The sequence below is a fragment of the Paenibacillus sp. FSL P4-0113 genome (genome assembly GCF_038009305.1).
GTDB classification, from domain to species: domain Bacteria; phylum Bacillota; class Bacilli; order Paenibacillales; family Paenibacillaceae; genus Paenibacillus; species Paenibacillus polymyxa_D.
Window position 1 is genome coordinate 3,252,359 of record NZ_JBBPAZ010000001.1, and the last position, 24,185, is coordinate 3,276,543.

At 48.7% G+C, this 24,185-nt stretch carries 21 protein-coding genes; 7 read left to right on the plus strand and 14 right to left on the minus strand.

From position 1 onward, the window contains the following. Positions 1 to 94 precede the first annotated feature (94 nt). Both MKX46_RS13900 and MKX46_RS13905 read left to right on the plus strand, forming a co-directional pair. Positions 95 to 466 carry a CidA/LrgA family protein gene (locus MKX46_RS13900; RefSeq protein ID WP_029518652.1) on the plus strand — a complete coding sequence of 124 codons (372 nt, stop codon included), beginning with the start codon at positions 95 to 97 and terminating at the stop codon, positions 464 to 466. After that, the gene (locus MKX46_RS13905; protein WP_029518653.1) at positions 463 to 1,140 is read left to right on the plus strand and encodes a CidB/LrgB family autolysis modulator; all 678 of its coding nucleotides are present in this window, start codon (positions 463 to 465) and stop codon (positions 1,138 to 1,140) included. The genes MKX46_RS13900 and MKX46_RS13905 overlap by 4 nt, the downstream gene beginning before the upstream one ends. 149 nt (positions 1,141 to 1,289) lie before the next feature. On the opposite strand, the gene MKX46_RS13910 is transcribed toward MKX46_RS13905, so the two are convergent. The 4 genes from MKX46_RS13910 to MKX46_RS13925 all read right to left on the minus strand — a co-directional run bounded on the left by MKX46_RS13910 (position 1,290) and on the right by MKX46_RS13925 (position 6,450). Beyond that, entirely contained in the window at positions 1,290 to 2,993 is a 1,704-nt protein-coding gene (locus tag MKX46_RS13910) for a glycerol-3-phosphate dehydrogenase/oxidase (RefSeq protein ID WP_341071906.1), read from the minus strand. 193 nt (positions 2,994 to 3,186) lie between these two features. Beyond that, entirely contained in the window at positions 3,187 to 4,677 is a 1,491-nt protein-coding gene (glpK, locus tag MKX46_RS13915; protein WP_165145910.1) for a glycerol kinase GlpK, read from the minus strand. Positions 4,678 to 4,733: 56 nt separating this feature from the next. Further along, a complete protein-coding gene (locus MKX46_RS13920; RefSeq protein WP_029518656.1) occupies positions 4,734 to 5,291 on the minus strand; it encodes a glycerol-3-phosphate responsive antiterminator in 558 nt (185 codons plus the stop codon). A gap of 205 nt (positions 5,292 to 5,496) precedes the next feature. Continuing rightward, complete coding sequence (locus MKX46_RS13925) at positions 5,497 to 6,450, minus strand: alpha/beta hydrolase (RefSeq protein WP_029518657.1); 954 nt, start codon at positions 6,448 to 6,450, stop codon at positions 5,497 to 5,499. A 260-nt stretch (positions 6,451 to 6,710) separates the two neighbouring features. Between MKX46_RS13925 and MKX46_RS13930 the strand changes: the two genes are divergently transcribed. After that, complete coding sequence (locus MKX46_RS13930) at positions 6,711 to 7,346, plus strand: NAD(P)-dependent oxidoreductase (RefSeq protein ID WP_029518658.1); 636 nt, start codon at positions 6,711 to 6,713, stop codon at positions 7,344 to 7,346. 159 nt (positions 7,347 to 7,505) lie between these two features. On the opposite strand, the gene MKX46_RS13935 is transcribed toward MKX46_RS13930, so the two are convergent. The 8 genes from MKX46_RS13935 to kduI form a co-directional block, all read right to left on the minus strand. Beyond that, complete coding sequence (locus MKX46_RS13935; RefSeq protein ID WP_029518659.1) at positions 7,506 to 8,693, minus strand: cation:proton antiporter; 1,188 nt, start codon at positions 8,691 to 8,693, stop codon at positions 7,506 to 7,508. A gap of 354 nt (positions 8,694 to 9,047) precedes the next feature. Next, entirely contained in the window at positions 9,048 to 9,638 is a 591-nt protein-coding gene (locus MKX46_RS13940) for a GNAT family N-acetyltransferase (protein WP_049817039.1), read from the minus strand. A gap of 62 nt (positions 9,639 to 9,700) precedes the next feature. Further along, positions 9,701 to 11,062 carry an MFS transporter gene (locus tag MKX46_RS13945; protein WP_340933584.1) on the minus strand — a complete coding sequence of 454 codons (1,362 nt, stop codon included), beginning with the start codon at positions 11,060 to 11,062 and terminating at the stop codon, positions 9,701 to 9,703. A gap of 92 nt (positions 11,063 to 11,154) precedes the next feature. Further along, positions 11,155 to 12,306 (minus strand): winged helix-turn-helix domain-containing protein, encoded by a 1,152-nt coding sequence (locus MKX46_RS13950; protein ID WP_165145895.1) that lies wholly within the window; start codon positions 12,304 to 12,306, stop codon positions 11,155 to 11,157. After that, positions 12,287 to 13,525: a CynX/NimT family MFS transporter gene (locus tag MKX46_RS13955; protein ID WP_341071356.1), complete on the minus strand. Its 1,239-nt coding sequence runs from the start codon at positions 13,523 to 13,525 to the stop codon at positions 12,287 to 12,289. Before MKX46_RS13955 ends, MKX46_RS13950 begins: the two co-directional genes overlap by 20 nt. 247 nt (positions 13,526 to 13,772) lie before the next feature. Beyond that, complete coding sequence (kduD, locus tag MKX46_RS13960) at positions 13,773 to 14,549, minus strand: 2-dehydro-3-deoxy-D-gluconate 5-dehydrogenase KduD (protein ID WP_069010990.1); 777 nt, start codon at positions 14,547 to 14,549, stop codon at positions 13,773 to 13,775. A gap of 49 nt (positions 14,550 to 14,598) precedes the next feature. Further along, entirely contained in the window at positions 14,599 to 15,243 is a 645-nt protein-coding gene (locus tag MKX46_RS13965; RefSeq protein WP_029518665.1) for a bifunctional 2-keto-4-hydroxyglutarate aldolase/2-keto-3-deoxy-6-phosphogluconate aldolase, read from the minus strand. Between the two features lie 78 nt (positions 15,244 to 15,321). After that, on the minus strand, positions 15,322 to 16,152 hold the full coding sequence (gene kduI / locus MKX46_RS13970; protein WP_029518666.1) for a 5-dehydro-4-deoxy-D-glucuronate isomerase: 831 nt from the start codon (positions 16,150 to 16,152) through the stop codon (positions 15,322 to 15,324). 340 nt (positions 16,153 to 16,492) lie between these two features. Between kduI and MKX46_RS13975 the strand changes: the two genes are divergently transcribed. Continuing rightward, a complete protein-coding gene (locus tag MKX46_RS13975) occupies positions 16,493 to 17,449 on the plus strand; it encodes a sugar kinase (protein ID WP_029518667.1) in 957 nt (318 codons plus the stop codon). 181 nt (positions 17,450 to 17,630) lie between these two features. On the opposite strand, the gene MKX46_RS13980 is transcribed toward MKX46_RS13975, so the two are convergent. Continuing rightward, on the minus strand, positions 17,631 to 18,644 hold the full coding sequence (locus tag MKX46_RS13980) for a LacI family DNA-binding transcriptional regulator (protein WP_029518668.1): 1,014 nt from the start codon (positions 18,642 to 18,644) through the stop codon (positions 17,631 to 17,633). A gap of 256 nt (positions 18,645 to 18,900) precedes the next feature. Continuing rightward, the gene (locus MKX46_RS13985) at positions 18,901 to 20,310 is read right to left on the minus strand and encodes an MATE family efflux transporter (RefSeq protein WP_029518669.1); all 1,410 of its coding nucleotides are present in this window, start codon (positions 20,308 to 20,310) and stop codon (positions 18,901 to 18,903) included. A 358-nt stretch (positions 20,311 to 20,668) separates the two neighbouring features. On the opposite strand from MKX46_RS13985, the gene MKX46_RS13990 reads away from it, so the two are divergent. The 3 genes from MKX46_RS13990 to MKX46_RS14000 all read left to right on the plus strand — a co-directional run bounded on the left by MKX46_RS13990 (position 20,669) and on the right by MKX46_RS14000 (position 24,139). Continuing rightward, positions 20,669 to 21,676: an acrylyl-CoA reductase family protein gene (locus MKX46_RS13990; protein ID WP_029518670.1), complete on the plus strand. Its 1,008-nt coding sequence runs from the start codon at positions 20,669 to 20,671 to the stop codon at positions 21,674 to 21,676. Positions 21,677 to 21,933: 257 nt separating this feature from the next. After that, complete coding sequence (locus MKX46_RS13995) at positions 21,934 to 22,494, plus strand: RNA polymerase sigma factor (protein ID WP_029518671.1); 561 nt, start codon at positions 21,934 to 21,936, stop codon at positions 22,492 to 22,494. Next, positions 22,454 to 24,139 (plus strand): DUF4179 domain-containing protein, encoded by a 1,686-nt coding sequence (locus MKX46_RS14000; protein ID WP_069010992.1) that lies wholly within the window; start codon positions 22,454 to 22,456, stop codon positions 24,137 to 24,139. The genes MKX46_RS13995 and MKX46_RS14000 overlap by 41 nt, the downstream gene beginning before the upstream one ends. Positions 24,140 to 24,185: the final 46 nt, after the last annotated feature.

Sequence of the window (24,185 nt, forward strand, 5' to 3'; positions counted from 1 at the left end):
TATTCTTTATATGCATTTTACTCATGAAAGCTTGTGATGTAAAATTTCATTACAGTTTGAAAATAACCGATCACAAAGATAGGAGTCATTATATATGAAAAGCTTCATACGCGGTGTCCTCCAGATCGCCGTCCTGATGGCCTTTTCGCTCATCCTGAACGCGGTAGTCTCCTGGCTCCACCTGCCTATACCCGGTAGTATCATTGGTATGCTAATCCTTTTTATTCTGCTGCAAACCGGCTTGGTCCGGCTAAGCTGGATTGAAGTTGGCGCAAACTGGTTGCTGGCCGAGCTGCTATTATTCTTTATTCCCTCCGCTGTCGGCGTCATGAATTATTGGCCGATGCTGGAACACGATGGTATGAGCATTATGCTGGTCGTGTTGCTCGGCACCTTTCTGGTGATGGCCTGCACAGGTATGGTCGCCAGTCTGCTTGGTAAACGAAAGGAGCATAAATCATCATGATCGGTCTTCTATGTATTGTATTGACACTCGCTATTTACTGGATGGCCAAACGCATGTACCGCACACTGCCCAAGGTGTATTTGTCTCCATTGCTCATTACACCTGTTGTTATCATTTTGATTTTGACGCTGACGGGTGTGAATTACCGTTCTTATAATTCGGGCGCCCACTTGCTGTCCATGCTGCTACAGCCAGCTACGATTGCATTTGCTGTCCCTTTGTACCGATATTTCCCAGTGTTAAAAAAACACGCTACCCAAATCGTGCTTAGCGTGCTGTCTGGATCTGTTGTAGCCGTGTTGTCCTCCATGGCGCTTGCCAAGTGGATGCACCTGAATTCTTCCCTGCTGAGCAGCCTGATTCCTCGCTCCATTACGACACCCATTGCGATGAATGTATCGCAAACGATTGGCGGCAATCCGACGGTCACAGCTGTATTCGTTATTCTGACCGGATTGAGCGGTCTTATTATCGGTCCAGTGATTGTAAAACTGTTCCGTATCGAAAATGAAGTCTCCCGTGGGGTACTGCTCGGTACCGGTGCTCATGGTACGGGCACTTCCAAAGCATTCGAGTTCAGTTTGCTGACGGGGACGATATCCAGCATCTCGATGGTGCTCGCCGCTCTCTTTACCTTGGCAGCCGCCCCGTTCCTGTTCCACTTGATGCTGTAAACAATCTGCATACAACAAAAGCAGCGATTCTCTTAAAAATAGAGAATCGCTGCTTTTGTTTTGTAGGCCCCTTTTCCGCATAAAGCAGCGGTGAGAACGAAACGATGGTAGAGAAGCGGAGCGGTAAAGGATACGCATCCTCGTTCCTATTAGATGGCTTTAACGTCACCTTGTTTCACCTGTACCTCTAAAGGCGTTACAGCTTCATACAGGTAAGCATCCAGCTCAGCCGTATATTGTCGTTCTTGCGCGGCGCTCCAGCCTGCATGTTCAGACATCCATGCGATGGCGGGCTGTTTCCAGCGCTTCACCTCGTCAATCTGGAAGAAAAGTGCTCCCGTTCGCCGTATGAAAAAATCAGACGGTGTCACCGTCATTTCCTGTTCCATCGCATACAGGAGCGGGACACGCACTTCCACAGGCAGTGCCGCTTCCTTCTCGGTAGTCTCCTTCATGCTGCGTGCCGCTATCGCAAACAGCCGCTCTGTGTTGGAGCCATAGCGGATTGCCCATGCTCTAACCGTTTCAGGCGACAGGCCGAGTGCAACACCTGCTGCGGTTTGCTTACCTACGTACGCGTCCCAGCCCGCCGAGCCGCCTACGCTGCCACCCGAAATCGGGATGTGTCTGGTGCGGCATGCCCGGAAGCTCTGCCCATGCAAGCGCCCCAGCTCCCGTACCGCACGATCCACGACGAGTTCGGACATTTTCCGGTAGCCCGTCAGCTTGCCGCCTGCAATCGTGATCAGACCTGAACGGGATTCCCAAATTTCGTCCTTACGTGAAATTTCTGAAGGGCTTTTATCGTCTTCATAAATGAGCGGCCGTACCCCTGCCCAACTGGATTCTACATCCGTAACAGTCAGCTTCACATCCGGGAACATTCCGTTGATCGCTTGAAGCACATACGCCCGATCTTCGACGGTCATCCGGGGATGCGCCGTATCCCCCTCATACACCGTGTCAGTCGTACCTGCATAAGTTTTTCCATCACGCGGGATGGCAAATACCATGCGTCCATCCGGTGTATCGAAGTACACTGCCTGTTTGAGCGGAAAGCGCTCAGCATCGAACACTAGGTGAATACCTTTCGTCAGGCGTAGCACCTTACCCTCCTTGGAGCGATCCATTTCCCGTAGCGTGTCTACCCATGGTCCAGCTGCATTAATAACCAGCGAAGCTCGAATTTCGTATGGTTTTCCCGTTACCCGGTCCGTTACGCTTGCACCGCTTATTCGTCCTTTGTCATACAGCAGCTTGTCAGCCTTGGCATAGTTCACCGCCAGCGCCCCTCGTGTAACAGCTTCCTTCATGACCTCAATCGTCAGGCGAGCGTCATCTGTACGATACTCCACATAGCTGCCGCTTCCCTTCAGTCCATCACGCTTCAGCAAAGGCTCGCGCTCTAGTGTAGCCTGGATGTCCAGCATACGACGGCGCTCACTACGCTTAACACCAGCAAGGAAATCATATACCAGCAGCCCGATAGAGGTGGTAAATGCGTTAAACGTGCCGCCCTTGTGAAAAGGAAGCAACATACGCTCCGGTATGGTCACATGTGGACCATTTTCGAATACAATTGCCCGCTCCTTCCCCACCTCAGCTACCATCTTAACTTCCAACTGCTTCAAATAACGAAGACCCCCATGCACTAGCTTGGTCGAGCGGCTGGACGTACCTGCTGCAAAATCCTGCATCTCCACCAATGCTGTCTTCAAACCACGATCCGCCGCATCCAGCGCAATACCCGCCCCTGTAATGCCGCCGCCAATGATTAATATATCAAAATGCTCATGTCCCATACGTTCCAAGACAGCGGTTCTCTCCTGCGCAGCAAATCCCTGTTCTCCCATCATGTATCCCTCCAGCTTTGTATATATTCACGATGCAATCTGCCAACCGACTCATCATAAGGTACAAAAAAAGACCACGAACATCGCTGCGGCGGATGCCGAGCGGTTCATGGTCTCTCCAAGTCTCCTGACGAGTATTAACTTATCTATATCGTAGCACACACGATACGCTATGAAAAGGGAAATCTGCCTGCTACTTGAACGCCATTGCGGCATGAACTGCCTTTTTCCAGCCACCATAAAGATCAGCCCGCACGTCTTCACTCATGGACGGAGTAAAGGTATGATCACTTTGCGCATACCCCCGGACCTCATCCAAACTGCTCCAGAACCCAACTGCCAGTCCTGCTAAATACGCCGCACCGAGTGCAGTTGTCTCGTTCACAGCAGGTCGTTCTACTGGCAGATCGAGAATATCGCTCTGGAACTGCATCAGGAACTCGTTCATCACTGCACCTCCATCTACACGCAATGAACGCACAGGTACACCCGAATCGCTCGCCATGGCAGTTAGGACATCTTTAGTCTGGTAGGCCAGCGATTCCAGTACCGCTCGTATAAAGTGCTCCTTGGTCGTTCCCCGCGTCAAACCAAATGTCGCACCGCGCACGTCACTATCCCAATACGGGCTGCCCAGACCCACAAAGGCCGGGACAAAATATACCCCTTCTGTGGAGGTCACACGCGCCGCATACGCTTCACTATCTTTGGCTTCGCGGAACATACGCAACCCATCACGCAGCCACTGAATAGCAGATCCGGCTACAAAAATGCTGCCCTCCAGCGCATACTTCACCTGACCATTCAGCCCCCATGCAATGGTCGTAATCAGTCCATGTCCCGAGTCACAGGGTTCATCTCCGGTATTCATCAGCATAAAGCATCCCGTACCGTATGTATTTTTAATCATACCTTTGTCGAAGCATCCCTGACCGAACAGAGCTGCTTGTTGATCGCCTGCCGCTCCGGCAATAGGGATTTCCTGTCCGAAAAAGTGATAATCCACCGTATGCGCATATATCTCAGAAGATGATTTCACCTCTGGTAGCATAGACGCAGGAACGCCGAGAATATCCAGCAGCTCCTCATCCCATTTTAGCTCATAAATGTTGTACATGAGTGTGCGGGCCGCATTGGAGTAGTCTGTTACATGTGCTTTACCACCAGACAATCTCCAGATTAGCCAGGTATCAATCGTACCAAACAGCAAATCCCCACGCTCCGCTTGAGCTCGTGCCCCTTCGACGTTGTCGAGTATCCATTTGACCTTGGTGCCAGAAAAGTAGGGATCAATGAGTAGTCCCGTTTTGCTATGAAAAATATGATCAAATCCACGGCTTTTCAATTCCTCGCAGATCCCGGCTGTTTGCCGTGACTGCCATACCAGTGCATGATATACAGGCAGACCCGTATGTTTATCCCACACTACTACGGTTTCCCGTTGATTCGTAATACCAATCCCGGCAATTTGGCTGGCTTTCACACCTGATTCTGACAAGCAGGAGGCGATGACGGCCAAAATAGAGCTCCATATTTCATTGGCGTTTTGCTCTACCCACCCGGGCTGGGGAAAATACTGTGGGAACTCCCGTTGTGCCTTGTATACCACTGTTCCCTGCCGATCAAACAAGATGGCCCGCGAACTGGTTGTGCCCTGATCTAAGGCAAGAATGTATTGCTCCATCGTTTCCCAGCCTCCTTGCTTATTATGTATGGTTACCCACTTGATACAAATAAAAGCTATTGCTTATAGTGTTCGAACAGCTGTTTATTGGAGGTCGTAACTGCTGTAGCTCCCGCGGCCAACGCTGCTTCCACATCCTCAGGGGTGCGAATAAGTCCGCCTGCCAAAATAGGAATGCCAGTGCGTTCGCTGACCTCCTTAATCATCGGTGGAACAACACCGGGCAGCACCTCAATATAATCCGGACGCGTTTTTTCTACCAGCGCGTAGCTTTTTTCCAGTGCAATCGTATCGAGCAGGAACACCCGCTGTACAGCAAGAATTCCTTTCTTTTTAGCAGTTGCGATCACCCCGGACCGGGTCGAAATAATCCCAAATGGCTTAATTTCCTGACACAAATATTCAGCCGCATACTCGTCATTCTTCAAGCCTTGCACCAGATCGGCATGCAGGAGCATTTGCTTGCTGCGACTTCTAGCCATCTGGTACAGGCTACGCAGCTGCGCTACATGCGTATCCAGAAAAACCGCATACTCATAAGAACTGTCCAAAATACCCTCCAGCTGCTTCATATGCTTAGCTGCAGGTAAAATGCGTTGTCCCTGAAATGGCATGGATATCCCCCTTAGGCTGAATGTCGGTCAAACTCGTTCAAATTTTATATTATCACTCTGTTCGACGAACGTGAAGCGGTTTCATTGCAGATATGTATAAAGGCTGCCTTCCCTGCAATAGATGTCAGCAGGAAGAAGACAGCCTAATCATTCAAAGAACTGGATCAAATCACACGACGACACCCTTAAAATGCTCTATAGTGTACTAGCCCTCAAACCCTTGGCGCAGCCATGAGGTAGCGAGCATGATCGCACCGCGCTTGGCCGCGGTTTCAGACAATGGGTTCAGCATCACAAAGTCGTGGATGATGCCCTGAAAGCGTGCAGCGGTCACATCCACCCCCGCTTCACGTAGCTTGTCCGCATAGGCCTCGCCTTCATCGCGCAGCACATCGGCCTCACCTGTAATGACCAGCGCACGTGGTAGCCCTTCGAGCTGTTCTGTGGTGGCACGTAATGGGGACGCCGTGATCTGCGCTCGTTCGTTGGGATCCGTCGTATATTGATCCCAAAACCATTGCATTCCTTCGCGGCTCAGGAAATATCCTGTGGCGAACTCATGATATGATTCTGTGTCAAAGGAAGCATCCGTCACTGGATAGAACAGCAACTGCTGGCGAATGGTAGGGCCGCTACGTTCTTTGGCCAGCAGCGTTACGGCCGCCGTCATATTACCGCCCACACTGTCTCCGGCTACCGTCAGCGTATCGGGCTTCAGCCCATGCTCGCGTCCGTGCTGTGCCACCCATTGAACGACCGCGTAAATTTCCTCAATCGCCGTCGGATATTTAGCTTCAGGGGACAAGCTGTATTCTGGAAATACAACTGCTGCCTGTGAGCCGACTGCCAATTCACGAATCAGGCGATCATGCGTATGAGCATTACCGAATACCCAGCCTGCTCCGTGAATATATACAATGACCGGGAGATCGCTTGTCACCTGTTGTGGGCGAACAATTCTGACCTTCACCTCACCGCCAGGCCCGCCTGGAATAGTTAGATCTTCTACATCTGCGGCAGGTTTGTCTGCTGGGCCGGATTGAACCTCATTGACCGTTTCACGTCCTTTTTCAGGACCCAAATCATATAGAAACGGAGGCTTGGCATTATCGTCTGCAAATTTCTGTGCTGCGGGTTCAAGCTGTACTTTTTTACTCATATCGATTCACTCTTCCTTTCTTTTCTGTGGTCTACATATATCCATTTTGGCTTAAGTTTGCTCATTCAGTTTTACCTTATATATTTAAACGAGTTCCTCTCTTTCCAATCGGAGGACTTTAGTTTGCCCAACAGAAGAGCTTGACTTTTATTTTATATTGTAACTATAATAGTTACATATTAAAGTTCGTAAATGCACTGAGTACACTTACGATCAAACGAATGAATCATCCACATCATATTTATAGGAGGCTATCTATTATGAAAATTGCAGTTATTGGTGCAACCGGTAAAGCAGGAAATAATATCGTAAAAGAAGCATTAGACAGAGGGCATGAAGTAACCGCCATCGTCCGTGACTCGTCCAAAGTAACAGAAAGTCGTGCTACTGTGGTACAAAAAGACGTTTTTGATCTGAAAACAGATGATCTGAAAGGTTTTGACGTAGTTGTTAATGCATTTGCCGCTCCACTCGGACAAGAGCATCTGCATGTCGATGCAGGTAACGTACTGATCGAAGCCCTGCGTAATGTATCCGGTACTCGCCTGATTGTCGTAGGTGGTGCAGGCAGCTTGTTCACTGATGAATCCCAAACACTTTTGGTAAAAGACGCTCCTGGCTTCCCTGATTTCGTATATCCAACAGCCAACAACCAAGGAAAAAACCTGGAAATTTTGCGTGGTACCAGCGACCTGAACTGGACCTTTATTAGCCCTTCTGCGGAATTTGCACTGGGTAAACGTACAGGCTCTTACCAAGTAGGAAAAGACACACTGTTGGTTAATTCCAAAGGTGCAAGCTATGTCAGTTACGAAGATTATGCAGTTGCCGTAGTGGACGAAATCGAAAAACCACAACATCTGAACCAACGCTTCACAGTGGTGTCCGAGTCCTAATTTCTCTATTCTTGCAGCACATTTAGCATAAAAAAGACCCTTCGCCCATGTTCTCATGCTGCATGGAAAGTCCGCTCTACTCTAAAATCGGACTTTCCATGCACACTATGAGAAACTGAACCCGAAGGGTCTTTTTGTTATGACCTGTTGATACTCTCATTACAACTTATCAATGCTGGCCTTCTTTTCTGTATCGTGAGCGGAAGTCTCCCTCTTATCGCTAAAACACAGCTTGAGAATTGGAGGTGCAGCCAACGTTGTCAAAATGACGGCAATGATCACGGATGTAAAATATTGCTGTGCCAACAGACCCGACTGTAGACCGGTAGCTGCAATAATAAGTGCGACCTCGCCACGTGATATCATACCGGAGCCAATCGCAAGAGAAGAACGGTTATTGAAGCCCGTCAGCCGCGCGCCGAGGCCTCCTCCCACTAACTTCGTCACCAGCGCAATCAGTGTCAAAACAACAACAAATCCGAGCTGCTGCCCTACTCCCTCAAAGGAAACATTTAATCCAATGCTGACAAAAAAAACAGGAACAAAGATGGAATAAGCGATGGGTTCCACCTTTTCTTCTACGACGTGCTTAAAGCTTGTTTGTGCAATGGCAATCCCGGCAGCAAAAGCCCCGATAATGCCCGCCATCCCCAACATATCTGCAAAATACGCAAACCCAAAGCAAATAATCAACGCAGTCGTGATGACTGCTTCAGTCACCTTGAGTGGAGCGAGTATTTTCATAATCCACGGAACAACGAACCAGCCCCCCAGAATAGCTACGACGAAGAAAACTAGCTTTTTGCCAACAAGAAGTCCCAGCGAAGTCTCTCCACCCATACCGAATATACTCATTACTACCGCTAGCAGTACCACAACAAGCACATCGTCCAGCACCGCCGCACCCAAAATGGTCGAGCCCTCTCGGGTATTCAGCTTGTTCATATCCTTGAGCACCTGTACGGTAATACTTACCGAGGTAGCACTCAGAATGATCCCTAGAAACCAGCCTTCATGCACCGAGAATCCAAAGGCTTCCCCTACACCAAAACCACAAATTAGCGGTAAAATAATACCTCCAACCGCCACAGCTACCGCAGGCTTCCAATTACGTCGAAGTTGATCCAGATCCGTCTCCAGTCCAGCAATGAACATCAGCAACAGCACGCCGATTTCAGACATATCATGAATCAGCGAATCATTCTCAACCCATCCTAATACCGCTGGGCCCAGCACAATTCCTGCGATCAGCTTTCCTAGCACTGCTGGTTGACCGAGCCTGACAGACACATGACCCGCGACTTTTGTGAACAACAGAATCAGCAGAAGATACAATATAAATTGCATAGGCTGATAACCTCCTTTTGTTTAATCCTTGAACTTATTTGCAAAAATCCCATAAGCGACTTCCAATGAACAAGATATAGATCGGAGCGACTGGAATCGAATTTTGCAAATCCTAATCATAAAATGTAAAACAAACGTGCAAAATATGTGTCTGACCTTAACGGACAGCTCGCAAAATAAAAAGGGGAACCCGAAATACAGCACAGGTTCCCCTAAAAAGACATAAAGGAGCCTTGGTGACAGGCTCCTCCGGTAATTCATATCTTCATTTGATGTTGTCGGTCATACTTGCGCAAACAAGCAACTTTATCTTTTAATTATATCTCTTCTGTTAACCCGTGTAAACGTGCTGAATCAATTTTCTACTTTTTTCACGTAGCGGTCGCGGTATTCGTGGTCCAGCATACTCATCAGAATCGAATCATGGTATTCATAATTGTAGAATAAAGCATCCCGTTGTACACCTTCGCGCTGAAAGCCTACTTTTTCATAGCAACGAATGGCACGTTCATTAAAATCAAATACATTCAGCTCAATCCGATGCAGGTTACAGATACCGAATCCGTAACCCAGCATGAGCACAAGCGCTCCGGTGCCGTAGCCCTTCCCCTGATTTCCCTGCTCATTGATCGCAATACGGATGTTGGCACTGCGATTCAGGCTGTCCATATCCTGCAGAGCTATATCTCCGATGACACGATCATCTTCGCGAAGCGCAATCAAGAGCAGCAGGCTTGAGGAATCCTGTCCTTTAGCTTCAATATAACGGGCAATTTGATCCTTGGTAAAGCTGCGTTGTGTGCCTGTCAGCCTCCGCACATCCTGATGGAACAATGTATTATAGTATAGCTCGGTGTCCTCCACGTTAACGGGACGCAAGTACACCCGAGATCCTTCAAGTAACCGTGCCACAGGCTCTGAGGCTGAAGTTTGTTGAGTCATCATGATCTCTCCCATGCTAAAAATATAAATGACGAAAATCGAAGTAAATTATTGCGCAAGTTTGACTACGCAAGGTCTGCATTTTGCTCCGTAGTCAGGCTAGAATCAGCGAGGGACTCGCGCCAAATTACGGATTGAAGCAGTAGTCCTGCCAAACCCAGAATTCCAACAGTCATTCCGATCCAGACAAAAGCCGTTCCCGCCCCTGCTATTCGGATCAATACTCCCCCGGCAAGCGGCGAAACGACCATGATTGCTCCAATCACGGTACTTTGGATACCGAAGACGCGTCCTACCATATCAGCAGGGGTTTTGGCTTGTAATATATAGTTCTGGGTGATAATGTACAGGCCGTTGCCCACGCCCAGCACAGCCCCGATCATAAGCAGTACGGGCCATCCTGTTCCGGGTTGCGCCCAGCCTAAAGCAGCAATAGCTCCGCCAACCAGTACATACCCACCACCAAGCCCCCAGCCTGCACTTATGCGATTCAAGCGATTAAGCACAAGCATGCAGCCGACGGCGCCAGCACCAATGGCTGAAACCAGCCAGCCAAGCAGTGACTCATTACCCGGAGCGAGCACTCGCAGCAGCGTAGGGAACTGGTAGTCGATCATGAGAATGGCGATTAAGCCGAAAAGTCCGAATATGAGCGTATGCAAAAGCATTCGACTGCGCCATAAGAACGCCCAGCCCTCACGCCATTGGTTGAAAAAGCGAGATGCGCGGACATGCTCCTCCCGCATTTGGACTTCATCAGCCTCAGGCGCTGTATGCGTAGCAGACTTTCCATGCTGCTCGGCTGCAACAGCTTGTTGGTCTGGGCTGACCAGCGCCGGACCGATTCCGCGAAGCGGCCACAGCAGCAGGCCGGAACAGAGGCGCAGCAATGCATTGAGAATAATGCATGCCTGGGGAGACAACACAGTCAAGGTCATAGCGCCCAGTAGCGGCCCTGCCACTTTGGAGGCCTGATTGACCAACCCATTCAGCGAGGTCGCCCGAAACAGGTCGTCGCTGGCGACTACCGTACGGGTCAAGCCTTGCTGTGAAGGCATTTGAAATACGCCAGCCGCCGCGCGTAGACCGAGCAAAGGCAGCAGCCATACCGGACCCGGTACGGCGAGAATGGCCAGCGTCAATAAGGCAATAGCTGCATCGCAGACGATCATCAGCCGGGCCTTGTGTACCCGGTCAGCTAACGTGCCCGCGATGGAACCCAGCAGCAGACCCGGTAGCGCCATCACTACCGGAATCAGCGCAATCAGCATAGGGTCGGCTTCCCAGCGATAAGCAACAAGCACCTGAATGGCGATAGCATCAAACCAATCGCCAAAGGAAGCAGCCGTGTGTGCCGCAAACATCCGCCGAAAACGGCCATTGCGCCAAATGCTAGGCGCGGATTGCAGTTCTTTCTTTTCCTTCATTATCTACTCACCCTGCTCTCATTTTCAGCTTTTTTTAGCAATAAGAACATTCTAGCGGGTCTATATCAGAGGAAAGTCAGACAGCTAAAAAATCAGGCCATTGAGATTGTCTGCTCCAGCCAGCGCCTTAGCGCCGAACGATGCAGTGTTAAACTGTTGTCCCGGTCAAGCTGATCATATTGAGCGGCATACTTCTCTTCCAGCGCTGGATAGGAACCGCAAAGCTTCAGGAACGAGCGAATTTGACATACCGCTTTGATTTTTAGTAATTCCTGTTTAGCCATATCAAGGGTATCCAATCCCTCATCCATCAGCCGCTCGGCGTTATCCACATCTCCAGTACGCAACAGCATAAGCCCGCGCATCATGCGATAACGGCCCAGCTCGCGCAAAAACGGGGCCTCCGACAGCATGCATTCCAGACGATCAGACAGTTCGGCAGCCTTTTCCATATGATTGGCAACCAGATGCATATACATCTCCATCAGCGCAACAGGCATCACAAAATTATCGAGATTATCCCGTTCCATGACCATCATGGTCAGTGGCAGACCTTCCTGGGCGTGTTCAGGTTGTCCGTTCTCTACATAAGCCTCCAGAATGTTGAGAATACGCAATTCCCGCTCCTGCGCTTCAGATAGCAATCCACTGGAAAGCGCACGCTCACATAGGACAAGCCCCTCATCCGTCACCCCTGCTGTGCACATATATAGCAGTAGCATCCAATACAATCGATCTGCGGGAGCAAAGTCCTCCCGTTCCAAGAACCAAGGCACATCCGCCTGTACAAAACGGGTATACATTTGATAAAAGACAGACAATTCAAAACCCATCTGCTCCTGCTGGGCAGCCAGCGCTACGATGGAATTTCCCTGCCCCAACAGCTGGTATTTGCGGAATAGTCCATGTACGGCGTCTTGCACCTCCTGATCGTGCAAGGACGGATGATTCTGTGGCTGCACGTCAGTCAAGGTCAAGCTGTAGCCATACCCTCTGACCGTATGAATACGGAGACCATCCCATGACTTAAGTTTTTTGCGCAATCTGTAGATATGATCATCTACCGTACGCTCCACCGGATACTCCAGCGGCCACACCCGATCCAGCAGTTGTTCCCGGGTGAACACCTGGTTCCGGTTATCGTACAGAAAGCGCAACAGCGCAAATTCTTTAGCCAACAACATAACACGATCTGCATTACAAACCACACTGTAGCCATCTGCATCAAATTGTAGCCTGATCATCCACCTCGCCTCCGACATATCGTTTCTTGGCTGCACCCAGCCCTATAAACATAAGCAGAACACTCAGGCACAAAAGCAGCAACAGCGGAATGGTCCAGCCTTGTGTCGCATCATGCAAATAACCGAACAGTGTCGGCCCGGTCGCTGCCAGCAAATACCCAAAGGATTGCGCCATACCCGACAACTCTGCTGCCTGCTGCGGTGTCCGCGTCCGCAAATTGAAGAACATCATCACTAACGGGAAAGCAAAACCACCCGCTATACCGATACAAATGACCCAAATCACACTCCACTGTGTAGCTCCAAGCAGAAATCCACCCAGACCGATAAAATATAGCGCAGCCATAATCAAAACCAATACCCGCTGATCCTTCACCCGCGCCGCCCAAATAGGCACAATAAAAGTAAATGGCATTTGCGAAAACTGCAGCACGGACAGCATCCATCCCGCAGTCTCTGAATCCATTCCCTGTCCGCTCATCATTTCGGGAAACCAAGCGGCAGGAACATAGAACAAGGCAGATTGCAGCCCCATAAACAGCGTCACCTTCCAAGCCAAAGACGATGTATATACATTCACGGTTCGGGCAGACACCGCCGCTTTATTAGCCGTTTTTCCTGCCTTAAGGAGTTGTGGCACCCAGAGTAAAATCCCTACGACACCTACAATCCCCCATATTCCCAAAGCACCTCGCCAGCCCATACCTCCGTTCAGAGCCAGCGGTATACTCAGCCCGGATGCTGTTGCAGCGACCACATTCATGGATACTGAGTATACGCCGGTCATCAGTCCGCTGTTGCGAGGAAACTCCTCTTTGATCAAGCTGGGCAGCAACACATTACACACGGCAATAGCCAGTCCCAGCATGGCGGTCCCGACAAATAATGCAGTAACCCCTAACGTTGAGCGCACTACAATACCTGCGGTCAACAGCAGCAAAGCTGCAAAAATAATAAGAGGCGATCCGAAGCGGCGCGACAGTTTGGCTACAAAAGGCGACAACAGGGCAAAAGCCAGCAGCGGCAATGTCGTTAATAGGCCACTCAGTGTATTCGAAATATGCAAAGAATCCTTAATCAAACCGATAAGAGGTCCTACCGAGGTAATCGAGGCGCGCAGATTGGCACCTACCAGAATGATCCCTACGGCAAGCACCCAAGGACCGGCATGCCACAAAGATTTGTATACCAAAGCTCGTTGGTGTTGCTGTGAACTCATCTCTCCATTCTCCAATCTATCTGTGTTATGCTCAAAGGCTCCAACCAAGTGTACGGCTGGAGCCTAGCAATTTTTATCTCATTAAATTATAAAGGCATTCGTGCCATATGCATAGGACGGATCGACACAGCGCCCCAAGTCTTCAAGTTCAGCATATAGCTTCATTGAAAAAATAAAAGCTGCCTGAAAGGATCGTTTCCTTTTGAGGCAGCTTCCAGTTCATAAACTTCGATGCGACCAGCGCTGCTTAACGTACCAGCCAGCCGCCGTCCACCGCCAAGATATGACCGTTCATATAGTCGGAACCCTGACTGGCGAGGAAAACCACAACTCCCATCAAATCAGACGGATCGCCCCAACGACCCGCAGGAATACGCGACAGGATTTCTTGATTGCGATTTTCATCCGCACGGATTGGAGCTGTATTTGCCGTAGCAATATAACCCGGCGCAATCGCATTAATCTGAACGTTATGAACTGCCAGCTCGTTCGCAAATGCCTTGGTCAAACCAGCTACCGCATGCTTGCTCGCTGTATACGGCGGAACGAATTTGCCGCCCTGAAAAGCAAGCATAGAAGCGACATTGATAATCTTCCCGCTTTTTTGCTCTACCATCACCTTTGCCACTTCCTGGCTCAGATGATATACGGCATTCAGGTTAATCTCCATGACAGCGTCCCAATCCTCATCTTTATACTCCAGCAGAGGGGCGCGACGAATCGTACCTGCATTGTTTACAAGGATATCAATTTTACCGAATTCATTGACGCATTCTTCTACAATTTTTTTAATGGATTCTTTCTCTGTCAGATCTGCCTGATAAAAGGCAACCTTCACACCCGTTGGCTCCAGCAAACGTCTTGTTTCTTCATACTCATCATTGTTAGCTACAATGAACAGGTCTGCACCCGCTTTGGCCAAAGCTACGGAATACCCTTGACCCAAACCAGTGTTGCCTCCTGTTACAATCGCCGTTTTACCTTTTAGACTGAAAAAATCCAATGAAAAATGGTCCAGACCCATGTCTACGCCTCCATCACAAATTAGTATAAAAACCTATATTTCCTGAAGCCTACAGCGCTGCGCGTACTTCTTTATATTTAGCTACATAACGTGCTGCATTTTCTGTGATCAAGTCGTAGCGACCTTCCTTGGCTGGAGCCGTCAAATTACCCCCAATTCCCACAGCTACACATCCGTTACGCAGCCAGGTTTCCATATTATCCAGATCAACGCCACCCGTTGGCATAATCTGCACATGAGGCATTGGACCCCTGACGGCCTTCACAAAGTCCGCCCCCATTGCACTGCCTGGGAACAACTTCACGACATCGCTACCCAATTTCATGGCTTCCTTGATCTCATTCAGCGTCATACAGCCAGGCATATAAGGAATCGCGTACAAATTGCATAGCTTCGCTGTTTCTTCTTCAAAAGAAGGACTCACGACAAACTCTGCTCCGGCCAGAATAGCAATTCTCGCCGTCAGTGACTCCAGTACCGTTCCTGCACCAATCACTGCCCGATCCTTAAATTCGTCTTTCAATCTTCGAATGACCTGATCCGCATCCGGCGTCGTAAATGTAAGCTCAATATTATCCAAGCCGCCTTCAATGCAGGCTTTAGACATGAGATACGCTTCCTCCGCTGTGTTTCCCCGAATGACTGCGACGACACCTACCGAAGTGATATGTTCCAAAACTTTCTTTTTCGTCATGTTCCTGATCCTTTCCACGAATGGGATGACCATGTACCTCAGCCGCTTGCAGGTTTACGCTCCAATACACTAATCGGATTAACGCAACTCGCTCATGGCAACCTGATCCATGTCTTTGTATGTTTTATTTTCACCGGCCATGCCCCAAATGAAGGTATAGCTGCCCGTAGCCGCACCACAGTGGATAGACCAAGGTGGAGAAATAACGGCTTCATCATTTTTCATTACCAGATGACGCGTTTCGTTCGGTTCACCCATCAGGTGGAACATTCTTGCGTTCTCATCCAGTTCAAAGTAGAAATATACTTCCATCCGACGGTCATGAACATGTGTCGGCATAGAGTTCCATACACTGCCGTTTTCCAACGTCGTCATCCCCATAACCAATTGGCAACTTTGAATGCCTTCATCATGGATAAAGCGACGCAACGTACGGTTGTTAGCTGTTTCCTGCGAACCCAGACTTTCAGACGGTACATCGGCAAAAGACTGTTTCGTCGTCGGATACGTGGTATGAGCCAGGGCCGAAACGATATAAAATTTCGCAGGCTTTCCACTGGAATCGCTTTCAAAGATCAACTCCTTGCCACCTTTACCTACGTAGAGACAGTCTTTTGTGGCCAGCTCGTAAGTTTCACCGTCCACCTTGACCGTACCGCTACCCCCAACATTAAAAATGCCCAGTTCGCGGCGCTCCAGGAAAGTTTCCGCTTTGATTTGATCGTTACCTTCCAGTGCAACAGATTTATTCACGGGATAAATGCCCCCGATAATGACACGATCTTCATGCGTATAGACCAGCTTTACCTCCTCAGGTACAAACAGTTCCTGGATTAGATAGTGCTGACGCAACTCTTCAGTCGTAAAATGTTTGGCATGTTCGGGATGAGTTGAATAACGCATTTCCATAAAAACATTCCTCCTGTTTAGATAAACTTTTTTATCAACGGAATTGTTATAAAAGCGGTTTCTAACTCTACTTCTTAGCTAGAATTGTAATAATTATCTAAGGGGGTGTCAACCTAAAACTTCGATTTTCCTAGAAAAACCCTTAATACACACGAAGTTTCACACGTTTTTTACCTTTTGATAAACAAAACCACATTTTTTTATCTATATTACCCAAAAAGTTTTTAGCAAATATATCAACTTCATCATTGTGAAAAACCGATTTATGTGATAATTTCAATTTATTCAGTTGGTGCATGCGCTTACAGATTAAGTTTACTAAACACAAGGAGGAATTCAAATGACCGCAACATTGGATGCTGTTACCTTCGGAGAACCGATGGCCATGTTTTACGCCAATGAAGCAGGCTCTCTGGATGAGGTGCGTTCATTCACCAAAGCGTTGGCCGGGGCAGAGACGAATGTTTCGGCAGGTTTGTCGCGTTTGGGGCTACGAGCCGGACTCGTAACCAAACTCGGCGAGGATACGTTCGGCAAGTTCATTGCCGATGCGCTACGTCAGGAAGGAATCGACACCCAGAATGTCATGTTTACCAAAGACCACTCTACCGGGATGCTGATTAAATCCAAAGTTATAAGTGGGGACCCCGAGGTGGAATACTTCCGCAAGCATTCCGCCGCTTCCACACTGAGCATCGCTGATTTTAACGAAGCTTACTTTGCCGGGGCTCGCCATCTGCATTTTACAGGTATTTCCGTTGCCCTCTCCGCTGAATGCCGCGAATTCGCACGACATGCGCGGCAATTCATGAAGAAGGCAGGCAAAACCGTATCCTTCGATCCTAACCTCAGACCCAAATTATGGCCTGACACACAAACGATGGTGGAGGCGATTAACGAAGCATCTGAGGGGTGCGACTGGCTTCTACCGGGGATTCATGAAGGTAAAATATTGACGGGCTATACTTCGCCCGAGGATATTGCTTCGTTCTACCTTGACCGTGGTACCTCACTGGTCATCATCAAGCTGGGAACCGAAGGCGCATATTACAAATCCGCAGATGCTGAGGGATATGTCAAACGCTTCCGCGTAGATCAAGTCGTGGATACCGTCGGTGCGGGTGACGGATTTGCCGCAGGTGTTATCAGCGCGCTACTGGAAGGCTTGCCCCTGGCAGAGGCAGTCAAACGCGGTAATGCACTTGGTGCGCTGGCTGTCATGTCAGCCGGAGACATGGATGGCTATCCGACGCGAGCCGAACTGGAATCTTTTTTGCTCAGCGCCAGCACAAATTAGTCCGGGATCATCCCCCGCGTAACCTTCACTGCTATGAGCGCAAGCTCAACAAAGGCCGCATCCAAAGTCGGCTTAACTTCCAATAGCCCGTATTCGCATTTGTGTGACCTGAGCAGCATACGCATACTCAGGTCGTACAAAGGAATACGGGCTATTTTATAATATAAGACATGATGCTCGTCTACAGCGTTTTGACGGATTCTCCCCGATTGATATCCGGCACAAATCGGTAAATAATCGGAACCGATTCGCCGCCTTCCTCAATACTGGACAGCAGCGTTTTTGCCGCCTGCTTCCCCATATCCGCAATCGGTTGCGTAATGGTCGTAATCGGCGGATTGTAAATATGGGCAAACTCCGCATCGTCAATTCCGATAATGGACAGCTCTGCCGGAATGCGTATACGGCGGGCATTCACATACTTCAACACCTCAGCCAACACGATATCATTCCCGGCCAACAGCGCAGTCGGCGGCTCAGGCAGTTGGAAAAGCTCCTTCAGCGTCTGCTGGATTTCTTCTCTCGGCACGCTGTGCATATATTCTTCTCGAAATGGCATGCCATGCTCTTCCAATGCCTTCTTGTATCCGCTGAGCCGCTCCACTCGTGGAGTAATCCGATTCAAGCCAAGGGGCAAGGTAATCAGCGCAATTCGCTCATGCTTGTGAGCCACAAGTTCCTGAATCGCCAGCTTAATCGCCATTTCGTTATCCAACAGCAGGCTACGTGTATTGACACCGTCCACCAAGCGGTCCAAAAACACCAATGGATACTTTTCACGAATGAGCTGGTTGTAAATGTCTGCATGCTTGCCTGTCGGGAAGATAATTAAGCCGTCCACTTGACGGGCCTTGAGCATCTCAATATACTGGCCTTCCTTGTCGGGGTTTTCATCGGCGTTGCAAATGATCACCTGAATGCCGAAAAGCTGCAATTCCTCCTCAATCGCACGGATAGACTGGATCGACAGCGTATAATCAATGTTGGCTACAATGACTCCCACCATAAATGTCCGGTTCTGCTTCAAGCTGCGGGCCAGCCCGTTAGGCTGATAATTCAGCTCTTGAATAACTTCGGCAATCCGGTCCCTTGTCTGGTCGCTCATATATTTATATCGTTTGTTCAGAAATTGCGAGACAGTGCTTTTAGACACTCCTGCCTTCTGGGCAACATCTTCAATCGTCGGCTTCTTCATCGGTACACTCCTTGTCTTTCATGTACTGCGTTAGTGCAACAAAAGTATATCTTTTTTTTAGTAAATTTACCAGACTTCTATTTATGAAAGCCATTATGATATAAGTTGAACTTCAAAATTGCCTATCGTGCCACTGTATAAAAGGATGGTTCTCCCGGCAGCAAAAGAGGCAGTTCAAGATGTTCTCTTGAACTGCCTCCACGTATACAACTCTATCGAAAAGCTAGGTTCCAGTTGGCCCTAAATACTACTCGGATCAGTGTGCTGGAACAGGCGTTGCAGACTGATCTGGTGTATCGTGCTCGATCAGCGCATGCTTTTCCCATAACCGGCTTTTCCAGCGGGCATACATGATGACAGCACGAGTCCATTCATCAGCAGCAATCGCCAGCCACACACCGGCGAGCCCCATATCCAGCTTGAACACCAGCAGATAACCCAGCGGCAAGCTCATGCAGACCATAGAGATTAGTCCCATAAAAACCGGGAACTTGGCATCTCCAGCAGCACGCAACGAGTTAATAATGACGATATTCGTCGTCCGGCCAGTTTCTAGCAGAATGCTAAGTAAAATGACTTGCGCTCCCAAACGAATGATTTCAGGGTTCTCTGTAAATAAACCGAGCAAAGGTACACGGAAAAAGATAACCACCGCATCAATAATCACAGTCACGAGTAGCGCCCATTTCACACTGTTCAATACACGTTTATAAGCCGTATCCTTCTCTCTGGCTCCCACGAGCCTTCCCACTACGATAGCCGTTCCCATACCAACGGCCATACTGAACAAATAAATATAGCTCGAAATATTATTGGCATATTGACGTGTCGCCATCGCTTCTGCGCCCAGATAGGTCACATACAGTGTGAATATGAGCTGACACGACTGATACATGATAGACTCCAGCGCGGATGGTACACCAATACGCAATATTTTAGAGATAAACTTTTTGGACAAGTGAACGTAATATTTCCACTCGACACGAACCTCAGTGACCCGGTACATCAGCCAGAAGAAGATCAAGAGACAAATAAAGCGGCTACCTACTGTAGAAATAGCAGCACCTTCTACACCGAGTGCTGGCATTCCCCAATGCCCCAAAATCAAAACATAGTTGCCGACCACGTGGATCACGTTCATAAAAACCGATACATACATCGTTTCTTTGGTAAAACCGTGCGTACGAATGGTCGCCGCCAGCGCGTTAATCAATGCCTGAAGGAAAATAGCCCCCCCGACGATGCTCATATAGGATTCCGCATACGTAAGAATGTCCCCCTGGACATTCAACCATTGCAACATATGCGTACCAAACACAAGAAAAATTACGCTTAGCAAAAGACCTACCATCAAATTCAACGTAATGGCCGTACCTGTAACCTGGGCCGCTTCGACTAGTTTCTTAGAACCGATATATTGAGCTACGACGATAGCAGCGCCGTTGCCGATAACCTCCAGTACAAGGATAGCGATTGAAATAATTTGGTTGGACGCGCCCACACCCGACACTGCATTATCAGATACAGAGCTGAGCATGAATGTATCGACGCTTCCCATTAACATAAACAGGAATAATTCAAGGAAAATAGGCCATGTCAAACGGAACAAATTCAGTTCCTTGGCTTCGGACAATACCGAACCATTTTTTAGTGCTCTGGTTGTCATTCATTCACCTTTCTTCATAGATTTATTTAACGATCAAAAGGTATGTTAGCATAGTCATTCTGAAAATACATCCCGTTTACGTAAAATGGTTTGCAAAATGTGTAAGAATTCATTTATCACCTTCTTTATAATTGATTATCGAACTTTATTGAAACAGGATATTACAAGAATATACCGGCAAATCTGGGCTTATCGACGCAATTATGAGCTAAAGAGTATAATAGAATACGAGCCTGTGAGCATTGCCGCTGACAGGTTGTGAAAATTGTTGTACGCTTCCTAAGCATAATTCACGAATTAAAGAGGGAATATATAGGACATTCATAGGGTTAAAAGGTAATAAAGGAGGCTTTTACAGATGACTCAATCATTTCAAGCCCTTGTCGTCGATCAGACGCAGGACGGTGAAGTTCAAGCAGAGGTGCGTTCTCTGGAAGCTAGCAGTTTACCTGCTGGAGAAGTATTGATTCGTGTCGCTTATTCCAGCATCAACTATAAAGATGGGCTTGCTGCCCGCAAGGATGGCAATATCGTCAAATCCTATCCGTTCGTACCAGGCATAGATTGCTCGGGAACCGTCGTCTCTTCGGAGGATAGCCGCTTTAGCGAAGGACAAGCGGTGCTCGTTTCCGGATACGGGCTGGGTGTGTCTCAATTCGGAGGATTCAGCCAATATGCACGCGTGCCTGCGGACTGGGTGGTTCCACTTCCAGACGGACTCACGCCGAGAGAGGCGATGATTTTCGGGACAGCCGGATTCACCGCGGCCCTGTCGTTATATCGGCTGGAGCAAAACGGCGTTACTCCGGAGCAGGGGAAGGTACTTGTCACCGGAGCGACGGGCGGCGTAGGCGGGGCAGCTATTGCCTTGCTGAACAAGAGAGGCTATCATGTCGTAGCCAGCAGTGGCAAGGCCGATGCGCATGATTACCTCAAGGCGCTCGGAGCAGCCGAGGTTATTTCTCGCGAGGAGGTCTACGACGGCGCGGAGAGCATCCGCCCGCTGAGCAAGCAGCTTTGGCAAGCGGCTGTTGATCCTGTAGGGGGAAAGCCGCTCGCTTCGCTGCTCAGCCAGATCGCCTACAACGGCTCCGTTGCCGTGAGCGGCCTGACGGCAGGAACCAAGCTGCCTACGACGGTGCTGCCGTTTATTTTGCGCGGCGTAAGTCTGCTGGGCATAGACTCTGTCTTCTGCCCATACGACACCCGTGTAGCGATCTGGAAGCGACTTGGCAGCGAATGGAAGCCGGAACAGCTAGAGCAGCTCGTTGAGCGCGAAGTCGGATTGGCCGACCTGCCCAGCGCGCTCGAAGACATCCTTGCAGCCCGCTCGCAAGGAAGAACGCTTGTACGACTGGCTGACTAAGCAGAAAGATATCGGCAATCTATCTGTTAACCTGGTTTTGCGTGAGGAAATATTCATTCCGTAGGGTCTAGCTTTGCAAAACATAAGAAGCTTGTAAATCTGAACTTTTGAGATTTACAGGCTTCTTTTTTCGTGTGATACATTTGAAGAAAAACAAAATATATCGAATCAGACGGTTTACTTTTCGCAACCAAATGAACCTTATGAGGGCCTCAGTTGTTATATAGATAAACTGCACAAGAAAGGAGAGTACATCATTGGAGAGTAATCGAGAGTTGTTTGATTTGTATCAACGAGATGTATACCGAACCTGCTACTACATGGTACATAACGCATCGGATGCAGAGGATTTAACGCAGGAAGTGTTTATCACCCTGTTTCGCAGCAATCGTGAACAGATCGAACAACTAAAAGCCTGGATTATGAAAATTACGGTCAATCATTGTCTGAATTACCTTAAACGCCGGAAAAGCCTGCATTTGAAAGTATCGGCTAATCCCTATTTATTTAGCGGGGCGGAAGGTAAGCCTGTAGACAAGCTGGTGGAAGAACGCGAATCGACAGAAGAATGGATCGTTTATATGAATCGCCTTCCAGCCAAAATCCGCGCTGTGCTGACCCTCCGCTATATGCATGATTTCACACTGGCAGAAATATCAAAACTGCTGGAAATTCCGCTGGGAACCGTCAAATCGAGGACTCATAAAGGGCTAAAGTTATTGGAGCAAATACTGCGGGATGCAGGTGTAGAAATTCCCGAGATGGAAGGAGAGAACTATGAACAACGTAGAAAAGGCATTGAAGCGCAAGTTAAATAATGATTCGGAAATGGCCTATCCTGACTTCGATGAGATGTGGAACCGGATGGAACAGACAGGGCATACTGCCCCTACGCTAACCGACACTTTCGATTCATTCACTCCGCACCGACATAGAAATTGGCGCAAAATAGCTATCGCCGCCTCTCTGAGTGCGCTTCTCGTTGCCGTTCCCGTCTATGCCGCCATCCATTATAATTGGGGCAATCTGCTGCACGGAAGAAGCGGCATTCAGACGGCACTAAATCAAGACCTTGGACAGCCCTTGGAGCAATCCGTAACCAGAGACGGAGTGAAGCTGACGCTGCATACCGCTATTGTCGATGAGAACCGGACCGTGATTCTGTACAGCTTGGAGGTCGGAAAACGGGCAGAGAACGAGTTTTGGAATGTCAAAGGCGTATCGCTAAAAGGTGCTGCGGGGGAAAGCAGTGCAGGGGAATATAACTTTCAGCAATGGGACCCGAAAAATCAACGGTACAACGGATACTTTGAAAGTGACTGGACACCGCAGCAAGAAACAGAGAACATGCGGCTGACCGTAGATCATATAGAGCTCACCAGCGTTCAGGAACTGGAATTGCCGCTCGATGTCACATCGCCTCAGATGCAGACATTCAAGCTGGATCGTAACGGCTTACAAGATATGAAGGTACAGGTATTTCAACAAGGGAAGGATAAGCTGATGCTGTCCTCGGCAATCACCTTCGATTCCTCCATACCCAAGAAATGGGACAATCCACAAATCGTTGCTTACCAAGGCGGTGAGCCCGTGATGTCGCAGCCTGGGGGGACTTTTGGCAAACCCGGAGATAACGGGGAGTATACAGCCCAGCAGTATTTTTCTAAAGCAGATATACCGGAAGGACAGACTGCTTTCAAACTGCAATATGCGCAAACTGAGAAAAGTATACATGAACCCATAAAATTCGACCTGCAGCTAAGCAAGAAGAAGATGGAAAGCGGGACGATTAAAAGCGTGCTGAATACCCCATTGGAAAAAGACAATCGGAATGTTTTGCTAGAACAAATGATTGTCACACCTACACAAATCCGTGTCACGATCAGAAGCAAGGAGAAATTCGCCATGTTACCTTATCAAAAGTACTTTCTTTCTGTGAACGGCACAACGTTAGAGGGTAACCGTTGGTCTTCACCTGATCAGGAGCACGATCTGAATACGATCCGTTTTGAACGACCGTCCCATCTTGTGATTACCAAGGACACTCCTATTACTTTTACAGGCAAATATAAAGTCACGATCCATTCGGATGACAAAACACCACAGCTTTTAACTGATATATCTGACCAGAAGCAGACACTAACGACGCAAATCGGTGGCTATCCTGTGAAGTGGACTTACTACAAACAGGAATCAGACTTATTCGTAGAAACCGAAAGCGAGGACGCTCACTTTGGAGGGATTAACCAGACGCATATTAGCCTGGGTAAAGAACGGATCATTGGCAAGCCGATCACAGCCAATTTTGCCGGAGACGGCAATAACAAGGCAGTGGATGTCTACAAGAACTTCAAAGGGAAGGAAGCTTCTATCTATATGTTCTACTATACAACGGACGACCCGGAAGCAGAGACAACCGTATCCTTGCAGCCTCTGACAAGCAACAGCGAAGCATCTAAATAGTAATGCTATAAAAAGAGGGTCCTCTATACCTGTGTGAACCGTGGTA

Bases quoted from the DNA above. Each gene is read 5' to 3' on its own strand.
- MKX46_RS13930 (WP_029518658.1), top strand. From the start codon at position 6,711: ATGAAAATTGCAGTTATTGGTGCAACCGGTAAAGCAGGAAATAATATC.
- kduI (WP_029518666.1), bottom strand. From the start codon at position 16,152: ATGGAAATGCGTTATTCAACTCATCCCGAACATGCCAAACATTTTACG.
- MKX46_RS13910 (WP_341071906.1), bottom strand. From the start codon at position 2,993: ATGGGAGAACAGGGATTTGCTGCGCAGGAGAGAACCGCTGTCTTGGAA.
- MKX46_RS13980 (WP_029518668.1), bottom strand. From the start codon at position 18,644: ATGAAGAAGCCGACGATTGAAGATGTTGCCCAGAAGGCAGGAGTGTCT.
- MKX46_RS13940 (WP_049817039.1), bottom strand. From the start codon at position 9,638: ATGATGACTCAACAAACTTCAGCCTCAGAGCCTGTGGCACGGTTACTT.
- MKX46_RS13955 (WP_341071356.1), bottom strand. From the start codon at position 13,525: ATGAGTTCACAGCAACACCAACGAGCTTTGGTATACAAATCTTTGTGG.
- MKX46_RS13935 (WP_029518659.1), bottom strand. From the start codon at position 8,693: ATGCAATTTATATTGTATCTTCTGCTGATTCTGTTGTTCACAAAAGTC.
- MKX46_RS13925 (WP_029518657.1), bottom strand. From the start codon at position 6,450: ATGAGTAAAAAAGTACAGCTTGAACCCGCAGCACAGAAATTTGCAGAC.
- MKX46_RS13905 (WP_029518653.1), top strand. From the start codon at position 463: ATGATCGGTCTTCTATGTATTGTATTGACACTCGCTATTTACTGGATG.
- MKX46_RS13990 (WP_029518670.1), top strand. From the start codon at position 20,669: ATGACTCAATCATTTCAAGCCCTTGTCGTCGATCAGACGCAGGACGGT.
- glpK (WP_165145910.1), bottom strand. From the start codon at position 4,677: ATGGAGCAATACATTCTTGCCTTAGATCAGGGCACAACCAGTTCGCGG.
- kduD (WP_069010990.1), bottom strand. From the start codon at position 14,549: ATGGGTCTGGACCATTTTTCATTGGATTTTTTCAGTCTAAAAGGTAAA.
- MKX46_RS13965 (WP_029518665.1), bottom strand. From the start codon at position 15,243: ATGACGAAAAAGAAAGTTTTGGAACATATCACTTCGGTAGGTGTCGTC.
- MKX46_RS14000 (WP_069010992.1), top strand. From the start codon at position 22,454: ATGAACAACGTAGAAAAGGCATTGAAGCGCAAGTTAAATAATGATTCG.
- MKX46_RS13920 (WP_029518656.1), bottom strand. From the start codon at position 5,291: ATGCCATTTCAGGGACAACGCATTTTACCTGCAGCTAAGCATATGAAG.
- MKX46_RS13945 (WP_340933584.1), bottom strand. From the start codon at position 11,062: ATGAAGGAAAAGAAAGAACTGCAATCCGCGCCTAGCATTTGGCGCAAT.
- MKX46_RS13985 (WP_029518669.1), bottom strand. From the start codon at position 20,310: ATGACAACCAGAGCACTAAAAAATGGTTCGGTATTGTCCGAAGCCAAG.
- MKX46_RS13900 (WP_029518652.1), top strand. From the start codon at position 95: ATGAAAAGCTTCATACGCGGTGTCCTCCAGATCGCCGTCCTGATGGCC.
- MKX46_RS13950 (WP_165145895.1), bottom strand. From the start codon at position 12,306: ATGATCAGGCTACAATTTGATGCAGATGGCTACAGTGTGGTTTGTAAT.
- MKX46_RS13975 (WP_029518667.1), top strand. From the start codon at position 16,493: ATGACCGCAACATTGGATGCTGTTACCTTCGGAGAACCGATGGCCATG.